We start from the raw sequence: 14,748 nt of genomic DNA, 5'->3' as shown, positions 1-14,748 counted from the left end.
AAGGATCAGGTAATGGGTGCGGGATTGAACAGGGTGATGTCGTTGTGCAGGCGGTGTTGCTCAGCCCAGGTGTGCTTGCGCCCGCTGGCCACGTCCAGGTAGTAATGGAACAGCTCCCAGCCCAGCTCTTCGATGGTGCTGCGGCCCGTGGCGATGCGCCCGGCGTCGATGTCGATCAGGTCCGGCCAGCGCTGCGCCAGCTCGGTGCGGGTGCATACCTTCACCACCGGCGCCATTGCCAGGCCGTATGGCGTACCTCGGCCGGTGGTGAACACATGCAGGTTCATCCCGGCGGCCAGTTGCAGGGTGCCGCAGACGAAGTCGCTGGCAGGTGTGGCACAGAAGATGAGCCCCTTGCCATTCACCCGTTCCCCCGGCCCGAGCACACCTTGAATGGCGCCGCTGCCGGACTTGACGATTGAGCCCAATGCTTTCTCGACAATGTTCGACAAACCGCCTTTCTTGTTGCCTGGGGTGGTGTTGGCGCTGCGGTCGGCAGCGCCCTGGTGCAGGTAGCGGTCGTACCAGTCCATTTCGCGTACCAGCGCATCGGCCACCTGCGGATCCTGTGCGCGGGAGGTGAGCATGTAGATGGCGTCGCGTACCTCGGTCACTTCCGAGAACAGCACTGTTGCACCGGCCCGCACGAGCAAGTCTGCCGCGTAGCCAAGCGCCGGGTTGGCGGTGATGCCGGAGAAGGCATCGCTGCCGCCGCACTGCATGCCCAGGATCAGCTCACTGGCCGGCACAGTCTCACGCCTGCGCTTGTCGAGTTTTTTCAGGCGGGTTTCGGCCAGGGCCATGATCTGCTCGATCATTTCCGTGAAGCCCAGGCTTGCGTCCTGCAGACGGTACAGCCAGGGCTCGCTGAGGTCGACCGACAGGTCGTCTTCGTGCATCACTTGGCTGGCCTGCAGCTTTTCACAGCCCAGGCTGATGACCAGCGCTTCGCCACCCAGGTTAGGGTTGCGCGCCAGGTTGCGCACGGTACGGATGGGGATATAGGCATCGCGGGCATTGATGGCCACGCCGCAGCCGTAGCTGTGAGTGAGGGCCACCACATCGTCAACATTCGGATAGCGCGGCAGCAGCTCATTGCGAATGCGCTTGACGGCATGCTCCAGCACCCCGGTGACGCATTGCACGGTGGTAGTGATACCCAGGATGTTGCGGGTGCCGACCGTACCGTCGGCATTGCGATAGCCTTCGAAGGTATGACCCAGCAGCGGTGGTTTCGGCTGGGGAACTGCATCGCAGCGTGGCAAATCGTCCAGCTCGGGTGGGGCGGGCATGGCCAGCTGACCCTCCTGCACCCAGCTGCCTTGGCGCAGGTCCTCCAGGGCATAGCCGATCACCTGTCCATAGCGCCGTACCGCTTGGCCCTTGGCGATGGGCACGGTGGCCACCTTGTGGCTCTGGGGCACGTCTTCTACCAAGGTAAGCCCATCGGCGAACCGGGCCCCTTCGCCCAGGCCGCCGTCGTTGACCACTACCACCACATTGTCATCATCGTGAAGACGGATGTAGCGCGGCGATTCGGAATGTTCGATCAGCTGCATGTTCGGGCCCTATTGTTCAGGTTCTCAGGCTTTTTTTACGTGCGTGCGCACTGGCGGGCAGTGCGCACGTGCTCATTCAATGACGCGGGCTGGCAAGCTGGGCATCCGCCACAGGCGCTGGTTTGGGCTCAGGCGTCTCATCGCGCAGCTCGATGCGCTTGATCGGACCGACGATCACCAGATAGCTCAGTACTGCCACCAGCGCATTGGCGCCCACATAGACCAGCGCCCACTTGAACGAGCCGGTGGCGCTGATGATGTAGCCGATCACGATAGGGGTTGTGATCGAGGCGATGTTGCCGAAGGTATTGAACAACCCGCCGGACAGGCCTGCGATCTGCTTGGGCGAGGTGTCGGCCACCACTGCCCAGCCCAACGCACCAATGCCTTTGCCGAAGAACGCGAGGGTCATGAAGCCTACTACCATCCATTCGGCATCGACGTAGTTGCAGAACACCATGGTGGTGGACAACATCAGGCCGCACACGATTGGCAGTTTGCGCGAGAAGGTCAACGAATTGCCGCGGCGCAGCAACCAGTCCGAGATCACGCCGCCCAGTACCCCACCGATGAAGCCACAGATAGCCGGCAGCGAAGCGATGAACCCTGCCTTGAGGATGGTCATGCCCCGTTCCTGCACCAGGTACACCGGGAACCAGGTCAGGAAGAAGTAGGTGATGGCGTTGATGCAGTACTGGCCAAGGTACACACCCAGGAGCATGCGGCTGGTCAGCAATTGCTTGATGTAGCCCCACTTGGGCCCGTGGTTGCCGCGCTTGTGGTCCATGTCCACCAAGCCGCCGTTTTGCTCGATGTGTTCAAGCTCGGCGGGGCTGATACGCGGGTGCTGGCGTGGGTTGTAGATGGTCTTGAGCCATACCATCGAAAAGAGGATGCCCAGCACGCCCATGACCACGAACACATGCTCCCAACCGAAACTGAACACGATCCAGCCCATCAGGGGCGCGAACAGGGCGGTGGCGAAATACTGCGCCGAGTTGAAGATCGCCGAGGCCGTGCCTCGCTCCTGGGTCGGAAACCAGGCGGCGACGATCCGGGCGTTGCCGGGGAACGACGGCGCTTCGGCAAAGCCGACCAGAAAACGCAGGGTGAACAAAGTGACGACTGCCCAGGCCACCGGCAGGCCGCCGACGAAGCCTTGCAGCAAGGTGAACAGTGACCAGGTGAAGATGCTGAATGCATAGACGTTTTTTGAGCCGAAGCGATCCAGCAACCATCCGCCGGGAATCTGTCCGGCCACATAGGCCCAGCCGAAGGCCGAGAAGATGTAGCCCAGGGTGACGGCGTCGATCCCTAGGTCTTTTTGCAGGCTCGACCCTGCGATGGCGATGGTTGCGCGGTCGGCGTAGTTGATCGTGGTCACCACGAACAGCATGAACAGGATCAGGTAGCGCACATGCGTTTTCTTCGTCGCTTGCATGCTGGTAGTACTCCCACTAGTTATTGTTGTGCGGGGTCTTCGAATTGTGCCGGAGTAGGGCGGGCCCACTCCGGGGGCGGCGCTGGCAGGCGCCGCGAGGGTTTACTGCGGCCCCATCTTGTCCATCAGGGCGGCAAGCATTTCATACTCCTCGGGGTTCAGGTCGGTCAGCGGTGCACGAACCGGGCCTGCGTCATGGCCGGCAATGCGGGCACCCGCCTTGACGATGCTGACGGCGTAACCGGCCTTGCGGTTACGAATTTCCAGGTAGGGCAGGAAGAAGTCGTCGATCAACTTGGCTACGGTGGCGTGATCGTCCCGGGCAATGGCGTGGTAGAAGTCCATGGCCGTCTTGGGGATGAAGTTGAATACCGCCGATGAATACACCGGCACACCCAGCGCTTTGTACGCTGCAGCATAGACTTCGGCAGTCGGCAGCCCGCCCAGGTAACTGAAACGCTCACCCAGGCGGCGACGGATCGACACCATCAGTTCAATGTCACCCAGACCGTCCTTGTAGCCGATCAGGTTCGGGCAACGCTCGGCCAGTTGTTCGAGCAAGGTGGCATTGAGGCGACAGACGTTGCGGTTATAGACCACTACGCCGATGTTGACCGACTTGCACACGGCCTCTACATGGGCAGCGACGCCATCCTGGCTGGCTTCGGTGAGGTAGTGCGGCAGCAACAGAAGGCCCTTGGCCCCCAGGCGCTCGGCTTGCTGCGCATACTCGATGGCCTGGCGGGTTGCACCACCTACGCCCGCCAGGATAGGTACCGACGTGGCGCATGTGTCCACCGCTGTCTTGATGACCTGGCTGTATTCGCTGGCAGCCAGGGAGAAGAACTCGCCCGTACCCCCGGCGGCGAACAGCGCACTCGCGCCGTATGGGGCCAACCATTCCAGGCGTTTGATGTAGCCAGCCTGATTGAAATCGCCCTGCGCAGTGAAGTCGGTGACAGGAAATGACAGCAAGCCGTGGGAGAGGATGGATTTCAGTTCTTGTGGGTTCATTGTTATAGGCATCCAGACACTTGGGTGGGAGCGGTGCGGTTTGTATGAGGTAAGTTATCGTACAACCTAACTCAAGAACAGTCCCCTCTGGATTTTTTTTTCGGTTTAGGTGATGAGGGATTGCATTAATGGCGCGCTATGGATGGATGGTGGAGCGCAGAAAGCGGCCTTAGACAGTTGTGTCTGCTGTCGGGTCATCGTATCTCTGGGATGGGTAGTCGCTTTACAAACGAATGAGGCGGCCTTGCGCCGCCCCATGCTTAATACTCGCCTGTGTGCGGGTGATCAGGCCGCCTGTTGAGGCTTGCCCTGTGCCTTGCGAACCTGCGCTCGGCACGCATCGCCAAAGGCCTGGAAGAGCTTGATCGAGTCAGGATTCTTGGCAGCTTGCCACTCCGGGTGCCATTGAACGGCAAACAGGAAAGACGAAAGGCCCGGGGCATGGATGGCCTCGACCAACCCGTCTTCGGCGTGGGCAATGGCTTCGATGCCCTTGCCCAGGTTGCGCAAGCCTTGGCCATGCAGGGAGTTGACGCGAATTTCGTCCGTGCCAAGGGTGTCGCGCAGCCAGCTGCCGGGCTTGATCTTCACGCTGTGAGCCTGAGCGTACTGCACCTCGACAGGGTCTTCGGGGTTTTCACGGTGATCATTGAAACCAGGCTCGGCGTACACCTTCTGGTAGATGTCCCCGCCCAGCGCCACGTTGATTTCCTGCATGCCCCGACACACGCCGAAGATGGGCAGGCCGCGCTTGATCGCCGCCTTGACCAGCGGAATGTCGAACAGGTCACGGTTCCTGTCCTGGCCTTTGCCTGGGGTTTCGTTCTCCTGGCCGTACAGCGCTGGGTCGATGTTGCTGCCCGCGCCCGTCAGGTACACGCCGTCGGCCATGTCCAGGTAGGTCTCCAGCGCCTCGGTGCCACAGCAGGTGGGCACCAGGACCGGGACGCAATCGGCGAAATCGACCAGCGGGGTGATGTATTTGTGGGTCATGACCTGGTAGTCATGGCCTTTGCGCTCTTGAGTGCCCATGGTCATCAGAACGATGGGTTTGCGCAGGGAAGGTTGCTTGTTGCCAATGTTGCTGTTGGACATATGTCACCTTGGGACAGGTCGAACCTGTCGTTGTTGTGCAGGTGCACGGCGCGCGGCGCTGGTGCAACCTGAGGCCCCGAGCACTGCCGACTCGTCGGCGTCGACGATGCCGGTCGGGACTTGGTGTTAGATTGCCAGAGCCGTTCGATATGTCAAACGACCGCAGCAGGCCCCTGGCCCCCAATCATGGGGCCTGGCGGGCTGCAAGGCAGTGGCGGCGCGGGTTTGGCTGGGGCGATGGTCAATAATACTTAACGACGCAGTCGACTCATTGCAGCGGTGCAATGTTCCAACGGTTCCAGGGGCTACAGGCTGATGCTTGGCAGTTGACTCGACCGGATCACGTGGCCCTGCCAGCAGGCGTGGGTTAGTCTTCCGAGCTGTTGCGGTGCAGCACATCCCTCCATGATCAGAAGAAGGATATTTTGATGGCCATCCCTAGCAGCGAGCCCGCCACCCATGTTCCCTTTGCTGAGCTCAAAGCCCTGCTTGAGTCGATCTTCGAACGTCATGGCTGTACGCCGGCAGTGGCTCGGGTACTGGCCGCCAATTGTGCCAGCGCCGAGCGTGATGGCGCGCATAGCCATGGCGTGTTCCGCATGCCTGGCTACGTGTCGACCTTGGCCAGCGGTTGGGTGGATGGCAAGGCTACTCCCGAGGTCAGTGATCTGGCGGCCGGTTATATCAGTGTCGATGCACGGGGTGGTTTTGCGCAGCCCGCATTGGCGGCTGCCCGGGACGTGTTGGTGGCCAAGGCACGCGCCGCTGGGATCGCAGTGCTGGCCATCCACAATTCCCATCATTTCGCCGCATTGTGGCCGGATGTGGAGCCGTTCGCCGAACAGGGCCTGGTTGCCCTGAGCGTGGTCAACAGCATGACATGCGTCGTACCGCACGGTGCGCGCAAGCCGGTGTTCGGGACCAACCCGATCGCCTTCGCTGCGCCTTGCGAAGGGCATCCACCCATCGTGTTCGACATGGCCACCAGTGCGATGGCCCATGGCGATGTGCAACTGGCTGCCCGTGCCGGGGAGCCCGTGGCCCTGGGGGTGGGCGTGGACGGTCAGGGCCAGGTGACTCAGGACCCGGCCAAGATCCTGGACGGCGGTGCTCTGCTTCCGTTCGGCGAGCACAAGGGCTCAGCCTTGTCGATGATGGTGGAATTGTTGGCGGCAGCACTCACGGGTGGGCATTTTTCGTGGGAGTTCGACTGGTCTGGCCATCCCGGGGCCAAGACGCCGTGGACCGGGCAGTTGCTGATCGTCATCGATCCACAGATCGCACAAGGGCAACGGTTCGCCCAGCGCAGCCGCCTGCTACTCGAGCAGATGGAGGCGGCCGGCGTCAGTCGCATGCCAGGTGCCCGGCGGCACCTGGAGCGTGAACGGGCGCAGCGCGAAGGGGTGGCAATCGGCATCAGTACCCTGCAGGCGCTGCGCGATCTGCTCATCTGATCGCCGCAGGGCAGGGTAGGCGGCCCTTACCCGATCATGCAGGGTTGCATATACCCCTTGCACGATAGTTGGTGCCCATTCTCAGCCAGTACGGGTATGCTCTTGGCTGCCTTTTTGACTCGTCCTGATCCCAAGGAGCTGCACGCTGTGTTCAAACATGTCGAAGCCTACGCCGGCGACCCGATCCTCTCGTTGATGGAAACCTTCAAGGCCGATCCACGCGCCGACAAGGTCAACCTGAGCATCGGCCTTTACTACGACGAAGCCGGAGTAGTGCCGCAGCTCGCTGCAGTGGATGCAGTGGAAAAGCGCATCGCAGGTCAGGATCACGATGCTTCGCTGTACCTGCCCATGGAAGGCCTTGCCAGTTACCGTCAGGCCATTCAGGCCCTGCTGTTCGGGGCCGACCACCCGGCGGTTGCTGACGGTCGCGTGGCAACGGTGCAGACCGTCGGTGGTTCCGGAGCCCTGAAGGTCGGTGCCGACTTCCTGAAACGTTATTTCCCGCAGGCGCAAGTCTGGGTCAGCAACCCCACCTGGGACAACCATCGCGCCATCTTCGAGGGGGCGGGCTTCACGGTGAACACCTACCCGTACTTCGACCAGGCCACCCGTGGCGTGGACTTCGAAGGTATGCTTGCCACGTTGCACACCTTGCCTGCCAACAGTGTGGTGCTGCTGCACCCCTGCTGCCACAACCCGACAGGTGCCGATCTGGACCAGGGCCAGTGGCAGCAGGTGGTGGAGGTGGTCAAGGCCCGTCAGTTGATCGCCTTCCTGGACATCGCCTACCAAGGCTTTGCCCAAGGGCTGGTCGAAGACGTGTTCGCCATCCGCGAAATGGCCAGCGCAGGCGTGCCGTGCCTGGTCAGCAACTCGTTCTCCAAGATCTTCTCCCTGTATGGGGAGCGTGTGGGCGGCCTGTCGGTGGTCTGCGACGATGCGGCCACGGCGCAGAGCGTGCTTGGCCAACTCAAGGCCACCGTGCGCCGTAACTATTCCAGCCCACCCAACTTCGGTGCCCAACTGGTCGCAGGCGTGCTCAACGATCCCGTCCTCAATGCCCAGTGGGCTGCGGAAGTGGAAGTCATGCGCACTCGCATTCTGGACATGCGCCAAGCGCTGGTCGATGCGTTGGGCGTGTTGCTGCCGGGGCGTGATTTCCAGTTCCTGCTGCGTCAGCGGGGCATGTTCAGTTACACAGGCTTCAGCGTGGAGCAGGTGCGCCGCTTGCGCGATGAGTTTGGCGTCTACCTGATCGACAGTGGGCGCGTGTGCATGTCAGGCCTGCGGCCGGCAAACCTGCAGCGTGTTGCCGAGGCATTCGCGGCTGTGCATCAGTAAGCGCCCACGCTTAACGTTATGCAACGACGATGGCCGAGGCCGCCCTGCGGCTTCGGCCATCGTCATTCTTTATCCGTGTCCTGCCCGCAAGGACGCCTGTGCCAGTCAAGACCTTCTGCACGCCGAGCGTGCTGAGCAGCCCGGCTGCACCTACCGCTTGTACAGACAAGTGCAACCGCCCCTCCGAAAAAGGCTTCGCAAGTGCAACCTTTCCGTGCACAATCGCGCCCCTCTTTTTCCGGTTGAGTAGGGCGCAGCCAACGCTTCGTCATTCTCAGCCTGTTGCAGTCTTGCGAGTGGAGCGTCACCCGGATGAATGAGCAGGCCTCAAGCGTAGAACAGCGTTACGAAGAAACGACCGCCGGTACCCTCGGCAAATGGTCCCGTCAGGACACCACCTGGATGCTCGGCCTGTTTGGCACCGCCATTGGCGCAGGTACGCTTTTCCTGCCGATCAATGCCGGGCTTGGCGGGTTCTGGCCATTGCTGGTGCTGGCGGCGCTGGCTTTCCCGATGACGTACTACGCCCACCGCGGGTTGACCCAGTTCGTGCTCTCGGGGCGCGAAGGGGCAGACATCACCGACGTGGTCGAACAACACTTCGGCATCAAGGCAGGCGCCGTGATCACGGTCCTGTACTTCTTCGCCATCTTCCCCATCCTGCTCATTTACAGCGTGGCCCTGACTAATACGGTCAGCAGTTTCATGGAGCACCAGTTGCACATGGCGCCTCCACCCCGTGCACTGCTGTCGTTCGTGCTGATCCTGGGCCTGCTTGCAATCGTACGCTGCGGCGAACAGGCCACCGTCAAGGTCATGAGCCTGTTGGTCTATCCGTTCATCGTGGCCCTGGCGCTGCTGGGCCTGTACCTGGTCCCGCACTGGACCGGCGGCATTCTCGACAGCGTCCACACCGTGCCCAGCGGTTCGGCCTTCCTGCACACGGTATGGCTGGCCATCCCGGTGATGGTGTTCTCGTTCAACCATTCACCCATCATCTCGGCCTTCGCGGTCGACCAGAAACGCCGCTATGGCGATCATGCAGACGCCCGCAGCGGCCAGATTCTGGCGCGTGCGCACCTGCTGATGGTGGCCATGGTGCTGTTCTTCGTCTTCAGTTGCGTGCTGACCCTCGACAGCACGCAGCTGGCCGAAGCCAAGGCGCAGAACCTGTCGATCCTGTCGTACCTGGCCAACCATTTCAGCAACCCGACCATCGCCTTCGCCGCGCCCTTGATCGCCTTCGTCGCCATCGCCAAGTCATTCCTGGGCCACTACATCGGCGCCAGCGAGGGTCTCAAGGGCATCATCGCCAAGACCGGCGCGCGCCCGGGTGCCAAGGCCCTGGACCGCGTGGTGGCGGCGCTGATGCTGGTGGTGTGCTGGATCGTTGCCACGCTCAACCCCAGCATCCTGGGCATGATCGAGTCTCTCGGCGGCCCGATCATCGCGGTATTGCTGTTCCTGATGCCCATGTATGCCATCCGCCGCGTGCCGGCAATGCGCAAGTACAGCGGGGCGCTGTCGAACGTGTTCGTCACCGTGATCGGCCTGGTCGCCCTGACTTCGGTCGTCTACGGCCTGTTGGCTTAAGCGCCCAGCTGCAGGCCCGCCCCGGTGCTCGGTACGTGCGCCGGGGCGGGCCAATGCTTCACCGCCAACAAATTCACGTTGCCCCATAGGCACATGCTGGCCTTCATGGTTAACTCTTGATCCTTTTCCCAACCCAAGATCAAGGATTTTGTCATGGCTCAAGTGACTCTCAAAGGCAACCCCGTCCAAGTCAATGGCTCGCTGCCACAGGTCGGTGCTCAGGCGCCGGCGTTCTCCCTGGTAGGCGAGGGGCTGGCCGACAAGTCGCTCAATGACTTCGCCGGCAAGCGCAAGGTGCTGAACATCTTCCCAAGTGTCGATACGCCTACCTGCGCCACGTCTGTGCGCAAGTTCAATGCCCAGGCCAACGAGCTGGCCAACACTGTCGTACTGTGCGTTTCCGCCGACCTGCCATTCGCCCAGGCTCGCTTCTGCGGTGCCGAAGGCCTGGAAAACGTCAAGAACCTCTCCACCTTGCGTGGCCGTGAGTTCCTTGAGCAGTACGGTGTTGCCATCGCCGACGGCCCATTGGCAGGCCTGGCTGCCCGCGCCGTCGTGGTACTGGACGAGCACGACAAGGTGCTGCACAGCGAGCTGGTCGCTGAAATCGCCGACGAGCCCAACTACGACGCCGCCCTTGCCGCGTTGAAGTGACGGCGCCGGGCAGGGATCGAACCTTCCTCCTGCCCATTGCTCCAAGCTATACCCTGTAACGGCCCGGAACGCTTTTCCGGGCCGTTTTCGTTTAAAGTTCAGGGTCTTGGCAACGTCAGGCAAAGGTAAACCTCTGGTAAAGGCGCTTTGCTTGGCTGTCGACAGTGCTTATCGTTCACCCTCCTGAATCGTCAATCCGAACAAGGTTCGTTCAACCCATGCAAGCGCCTACATCCCGTTCTCCCCGTCGCTGGCTCGTTATGCTGCTGATCGTGCTGCTGGTTGCAGTGCTGGCCTGGTGGCTATGGCCTGCCACGCCAGCCACCGACCAGGCAGCTGGGGGGCAGGGTGGCAAGAGCGGGCGGCCCGGTTTCGGAGGGTCTACCGACCCTGTCCCGGTCAGGGTGGAACCTGCACGGGTGGGCGACTTCCCGCTTTACTACAAGGCGCTTGGCACCGTGACCGCGACCAATACCGTGAATGTGCGCAGCCGTGTAGGGGGGGAGTTGGTCAAGGTGCACTTCAAGGAAGGCCAGCAAGTAAAGGCCGGTGACCTGCTTGCTGAAATCGACCCACGTGCCTACCGTATTGCCCTGCAGCAGGCCGAGGGCACCCTGGCCCAGAACCAGGCGCAACTGAAGAATGCCCAGGTCGACGTCGCTCGCTACAAAGGGCTGTACGCCGAGGACAGTATCGCCAAGCAAACCCTGGACACTGCGCAGGCGCAGGTGGCGCAATTCCAGGGGCTGGTCAAGACCAACCAGGCGCAGGTCAACGATGCGCGCCTGAACCTCGAATTCACCCAGATTCGCGCGCCCATCAGCGGCCGTGTCGGCCTGCGCCAGCTCGACCTGGGCAATTTGGTGGCCGCCAACGACACCACCGCCCTGGTGGTGATCACCCAGACAGAGCCGATCAACGTGGCGTTCACACTGCCAGAAACCGAACTGGGCACCGTTCTTGAGCGCTATCGCACCGGGGCCAGCCTGCCCGTGGAGGCGTGGGATCGAGGCGACAGCAAGCTGCAGGCCACTGGCGTGCTGGGCAGTATCGACAACCAGATCGACACTGCCACTGGCACCCTCAAGTTCAAGGGCCGCTTCGAGAACAAGGACCTGGCCCTGTTCCCCAACCAGTTCGTAAACGTGCGCCTGCTTGCCGATACGCTCAAGCAGGTGGTGCTGGCGCCAGCCGCCGCCATCCAGTTCGGGAACGACGGGACGTTCGCCTACGTGGTCAACGGCGAAAATACCGTCAACGTGCGCAAGCTGAAAGTCGGCCCCAGCGACGGTGAGAACAGCGTGATCCTCGAAGGCCTGGCGGCCGGTGATCGCCTGGTGCTCGAAGGCACCGACCGTCTGCGCGAAGGCACCAAGGTGGACGTGGTCGATGACAGCTCCCAGGTGCCCACCACGCCCGGCCAGCATTTGCAGGGCCAAGAAAGCAGTGCCCCGGGCCAGGCCGACAGCACCGCAGGCAAGGCGGGCGCATGAACCTCTCGCGCCTGTTCATCCTGCGGCCAGTCGCAACGACCTTGACCATGCTGGCCTTGGTACTGGCCGGTCTGATTGCCTACCGCATGCTGCCTGTCGCCGCGCTGCCGCAGGTGGATTACCCCACGATTCGGGTCATGACCCTGTATCCCGGTGCAAGCCCCCAGGTCATGACCAGTGCCGTTACCGCGCCACTCGAACGTCAGTTCGGCCAGATGCCCGGCCTTGAACAGATGGCCTCGACCAGTTCCGGTGGCGCGTCGGTGCTGACCCTGCGCTTCAACCTGGACATGAACATGGATGTGGCCGAGCAGCAGGTGCAGGCTGCAATCAACGCCGCCAGCAACCTGCTGCCCAGCGATCTTCCGGCGCCTCCTGTCTACAACAAGGTCAACCCGGCCGATACGCCAGTGCTGACGCTCGCCATCTCCAGCAAGACCATGCCGCTGCCCAAGCTCAACGACCTGGTCGACACCCGCGTGGCACAGAAGCTGGCGCAGACCAGCGGGGTGGGCATGGTCAGCATCGCCGGGGGCCAGCGCCAGGCCGTGCGCATCAAGGTCAACGTGGATGCGCTGGCAGCCAACGGGCTCAACCTGGAGGATGTCCGCACACTCATCGGGGCCTCCAACGTCAATCAGCCAAAAGGCAATTTCGATGGTCCTACCCGCGTCTCGATGCTCGACGCCAATGACCAGCTGCGCTCGCCCGAGGAATACGCCAACCTCATCCTGGCCTACAACAACGGCGCTCCGCTGCGTTTGAAGGATGTGGCGGAAATCGTCGACGGCGCGGAAAACGAGCGGCTGGCGGCCTGGGCCAACCAGAACCATGCCGTGCTCCTGAACATCCAGCGTCAGCCAGGTGCCAACGTCATCGAGGTGGTGGACCGCATCAAGGACATGCTGCCCTCGATCACCGACAACCTGCCCGCGGGCCTGGACGTGTCCGTGCTCACTGACCGTACCCAGACCATCCGTGCCGCCGTGCGCGACGTTCAGCATGAACTGCTGATCGCCATCGCCCTGGTGGTGATGGTCACCTTCCTGTTCCTGCGGCGGTTCAGCGCCACGATCATTCCTTCGATTGCCGTGCCGCTGTCATTGGTCGGTACCTTCGCCGTCATGTACCTGGCAGGGTTTTCCATCAACAACCTCACCCTGATGGCGCTGACCATCGCCACCGGTTTCGTGGTGGACGATGCGATCGTGATGCTGGAGAACATTTCCCGGCACATCGAGGAGGGCGAAACGCCTATGCAGGCGGCGCTCAAAGGCGCCAGGCAGATTGGCTTTACCTTGATCTCGCTGACCTTCTCGCTGATCGCCGTGCTGATCCCGCTGTTGTTCATGGCCGATGTGGTAGGGCGCCTGTTCCGGGAGTTCGCCATCACCCTGGCGGTGGCCATCCTGATTTCCCTGGTGGTCTCGCTGACCCTCACGCCGATGATGTGTGCCCGCCTGCTAAAGCGTGAACCCACCCCTGACGAGCAAGGCCGCTTCTACCGCGCCAGCGGCGCCTGGATCGACTGGCTGATCAAGCACTACGCCAGCGCCCTGCAATGGGTACTCAAGCGCCAGCCCCTGACCCTGCTGGTGGCGGTGGCTAGCCTGGCGTTGACGGTACTGCTGTACATGGTGGTGCCCAAGGGGTTCTTCCCGGTCCAGGACACGGGCGTCATTCAGGGTATCTCCGAAGCGCCCCAGTCCACCTCGTTTGCGGCCATGAGCGAGCGCCAGCAGGCCCTGAGCCGCGTTATTCTGCAAGACCCTGCCGTGCAGAGCCTCTCATCCTACATTGGCGTGGACGGCGACAACGCCACGCTCAACAGCGGCCGCATGCTCATCAACCTCAAGCCTCATGGCGAGCGCGATGTCACTGCAACCGATGTCATCAAGCGCCTGCAACCCCAGCTCGACAAGCTGGTGGGCATCCGCCTGTTCATGCAGCCGGTGCAGGATTTGAGCATCGAGGACCGGGTCAGCCGCACGCAGTACCAGTTCACGCTGTCATCGCCCGATGCCGAGCTGCTGGGGCAGTGGAGTGGCAAGCTGGTCCAGGCCCTGAACCTGCGCCCCGAGCTTGCCGATGTGGCCAGTGACCTGCAGGAGAATGGCTTGCAGGTGTACCTGGTGATCGACCGGGACATGGCCAGTCGGCTAGGCATCAGCGTATCGCAGATCACCAACGCGCTTTACGATGCCTTCGGCCAAAGGCAGATATCGACCATCTATACCCAGGCCAGCCAATACCGGGTGGTGCTGCAATCGCGAGACGCGGCCGTGATCGGGCCCCAGGCACTGGAGTCGATCCACGTCAAGGCCAGTGATGGCGGGCAAGTGCGACTGTCCGCGCTGGCGCGCATCGAGCAGCGCCAGGCGCAGCTGGCCATTTCCCACATCGGCCAGTTCCCGGCGGTCACCTTGTCATTCAACTTGGGGCAGGGCGCGTCGCTGGGCAAGGCCGTGCAAGTGATCGAGCAGGTTCAGCAGGACATCGGCATGCCGTTGGGTATCCAGACCCGTTTCCAGGGCGCGGCGCAGGCGTTCCAGGCATCGCTGTCCAGCACCTTGCTGCTGATTCTCGCGGCGGTGGTGACCATGTACATCGTGCTGGGTGTGCTCTATGAAAGCTATATCCATCCGGTAACCATCCTCTCGACGCTGCCTTCGGCTGCCGTGGGTGCGTTGCTGGCGCTACTGATCAGTGGCAATGACCTGGGCATGATCGCCATCATCGGCATCATCCTGTTGATCGGCATCGTCAAGAAAAACGCCATCATGATGATCGACTTCGCGCTCGAAGCCGAGCGTCACCAAGGCATGAGTCCGCGCGATGCCATCTACCAGGCCGCGCTGCTGCGATTCCGACCGATCCTCATGACCACGCTGGCGGCCCTGTTCGGTGCAGTGCCGTTGATGCTGGCCACCGGGTCCGGCGCCGAACTGCGCCAACCCCTGGGCCTGGTGATGGTGGGCGGGCTGCTGGTGAGCCAGGTGCTGACACTGTTCACCACGCCGGTCATATACCTGTATTTCGACCGGTTGGGCCGTCGCTTCGGCAAGCGCGACCTGGCGCAGGAGCCGGTATGAGTACGTGCA

Annotated in this window: 10 protein-coding genes; 6 read left to right on the top strand and 4 right to left on the bottom strand. The window is 62.2% G+C overall.

The features are described from left to right. Nucleotides 1–5: 5 nt before the first annotated feature. From garD to NMB38_RS12035, 4 genes are all read right to left on the bottom strand, one after another. Nucleotides 6–1,559, bottom strand: coding sequence for a galactarate dehydratase (garD, locus tag NMB38_RS12050; protein ID WP_028686356.1), 1,554 nt, complete (start codon nt 1,557–1,559; stop codon nt 6–8). Between the two features lie 76 nt (nt 1,560–1,635). Next, a complete protein-coding gene (locus NMB38_RS12045; RefSeq protein ID WP_111475637.1) occupies nt 1,636–3,000 on the bottom strand; it encodes an MFS transporter in 1,365 nt (454 codons plus the stop codon). Nucleotides 3,001–3,102: 102 nt separating this feature from the next. Then, nucleotides 3,103–4,014 carry a 5-dehydro-4-deoxyglucarate dehydratase gene (kdgD, locus tag NMB38_RS12040; protein WP_027914859.1) on the bottom strand — a complete coding sequence of 304 codons (912 nt, stop codon included), beginning with the start codon at nt 4,012–4,014 and terminating at the stop codon, nt 3,103–3,105. Between the two features lie 285 nt (nt 4,015–4,299). Continuing rightward, a complete protein-coding gene (locus NMB38_RS12035; RefSeq protein WP_104926273.1) occupies nt 4,300–5,109 on the bottom strand; it encodes a gamma-glutamyl-gamma-aminobutyrate hydrolase family protein in 810 nt (269 codons plus the stop codon). A 428-nt stretch (nt 5,110–5,537) separates the two neighbouring features. Here NMB38_RS12035 and NMB38_RS12030 point away from each other — a divergent pair, with 428 nt between their 5' ends. The 6 genes from NMB38_RS12030 to NMB38_RS12005 all read left to right on the top strand — a co-directional run bounded on the left by NMB38_RS12030 (nt 5,538) and on the right by NMB38_RS12005 (nt 14,739). Next, complete coding sequence (locus NMB38_RS12030) at nt 5,538–6,563, top strand: Ldh family oxidoreductase (RefSeq protein ID WP_181074021.1); 1,026 nt, start codon at nt 5,538–5,540, stop codon at nt 6,561–6,563. A gap of 147 nt (nt 6,564–6,710) precedes the next feature. Continuing rightward, the gene (locus NMB38_RS12025) at nt 6,711–7,907 is read left to right on the top strand and encodes an amino acid aminotransferase (RefSeq protein ID WP_027914862.1); all 1,197 of its coding nucleotides are present in this window, start codon (nt 6,711–6,713) and stop codon (nt 7,905–7,907) included. 312 nt (nt 7,908–8,219) lie between these two features. Then, a complete protein-coding gene (locus NMB38_RS12020) occupies nt 8,220–9,500 on the top strand; it encodes a serine/threonine transporter (protein WP_457274187.1) in 1,281 nt (426 codons plus the stop codon). A gap of 153 nt (nt 9,501–9,653) precedes the next feature. Next, nucleotides 9,654–10,154, top strand: a complete 501-nt coding sequence (gene tpx / locus NMB38_RS12015; protein ID WP_027914864.1) for a thiol peroxidase — start codon at nt 9,654–9,656, stop codon at nt 10,152–10,154. Nucleotides 10,155–10,372: 218 nt separating this feature from the next. Beyond that, nucleotides 10,373–11,647 (top strand): MdtA/MuxA family multidrug efflux RND transporter periplasmic adaptor subunit, encoded by a 1,275-nt coding sequence (locus NMB38_RS12010; RefSeq protein WP_027914865.1) that lies wholly within the window; start codon nt 10,373–10,375, stop codon nt 11,645–11,647. Next, nucleotides 11,644–14,739: an MdtB/MuxB family multidrug efflux RND transporter permease subunit gene (locus NMB38_RS12005; RefSeq protein ID WP_027914866.1), complete on the top strand. Its 3,096-nt coding sequence runs from the start codon at nt 11,644–11,646 to the stop codon at nt 14,737–14,739. The genes NMB38_RS12010 and NMB38_RS12005 overlap by 4 nt, the downstream gene beginning before the upstream one ends. Nucleotides 14,740–14,748 lie beyond the last annotated feature (9 nt).

The sequence above is a fragment of the Pseudomonas sp. FBCC-B35 genome (assembly GCF_059133755.1).
Note: the sequence above shows the minus strand (reverse complement) of the source record. Positions and strands in the feature narration are given on the sequence as shown.

Coding starts and splice junctions, on each gene's coding strand:
- garD (WP_028686356.1), bottom strand. CDS start 1,559: ATGCAGCTGATCGAACATTCCGAATCGCCGCGCTACATCCGTCTTCAC.
- NMB38_RS12045 (WP_111475637.1), bottom strand. CDS start 3,000: ATGCAAGCGACGAAGAAAACGCATGTGCGCTACCTGATCCTGTTCATG.
- kdgD (WP_027914859.1), bottom strand. CDS start 4,014: ATGAACCCACAAGAACTGAAATCCATCCTCTCCCACGGCTTGCTGTCA.
- NMB38_RS12035 (WP_104926273.1), bottom strand. CDS start 5,109: ATGTCCAACAGCAACATTGGCAACAAGCAACCTTCCCTGCGCAAACCC.
- NMB38_RS12030 (WP_181074021.1), top strand. CDS start 5,538: ATGGCCATCCCTAGCAGCGAGCCCGCCACCCATGTTCCCTTTGCTGAG.
- NMB38_RS12020 (WP_457274187.1), top strand. CDS start 8,220: ATGAATGAGCAGGCCTCAAGCGTAGAACAGCGTTACGAAGAAACGACC.
- tpx (WP_027914864.1), top strand. CDS start 9,654: ATGGCTCAAGTGACTCTCAAAGGCAACCCCGTCCAAGTCAATGGCTCG.
- NMB38_RS12010 (WP_027914865.1), top strand. CDS start 10,373: ATGCAAGCGCCTACATCCCGTTCTCCCCGTCGCTGGCTCGTTATGCTG.
- NMB38_RS12005 (WP_027914866.1), top strand. CDS start 11,644: ATGAACCTCTCGCGCCTGTTCATCCTGCGGCCAGTCGCAACGACCTTG.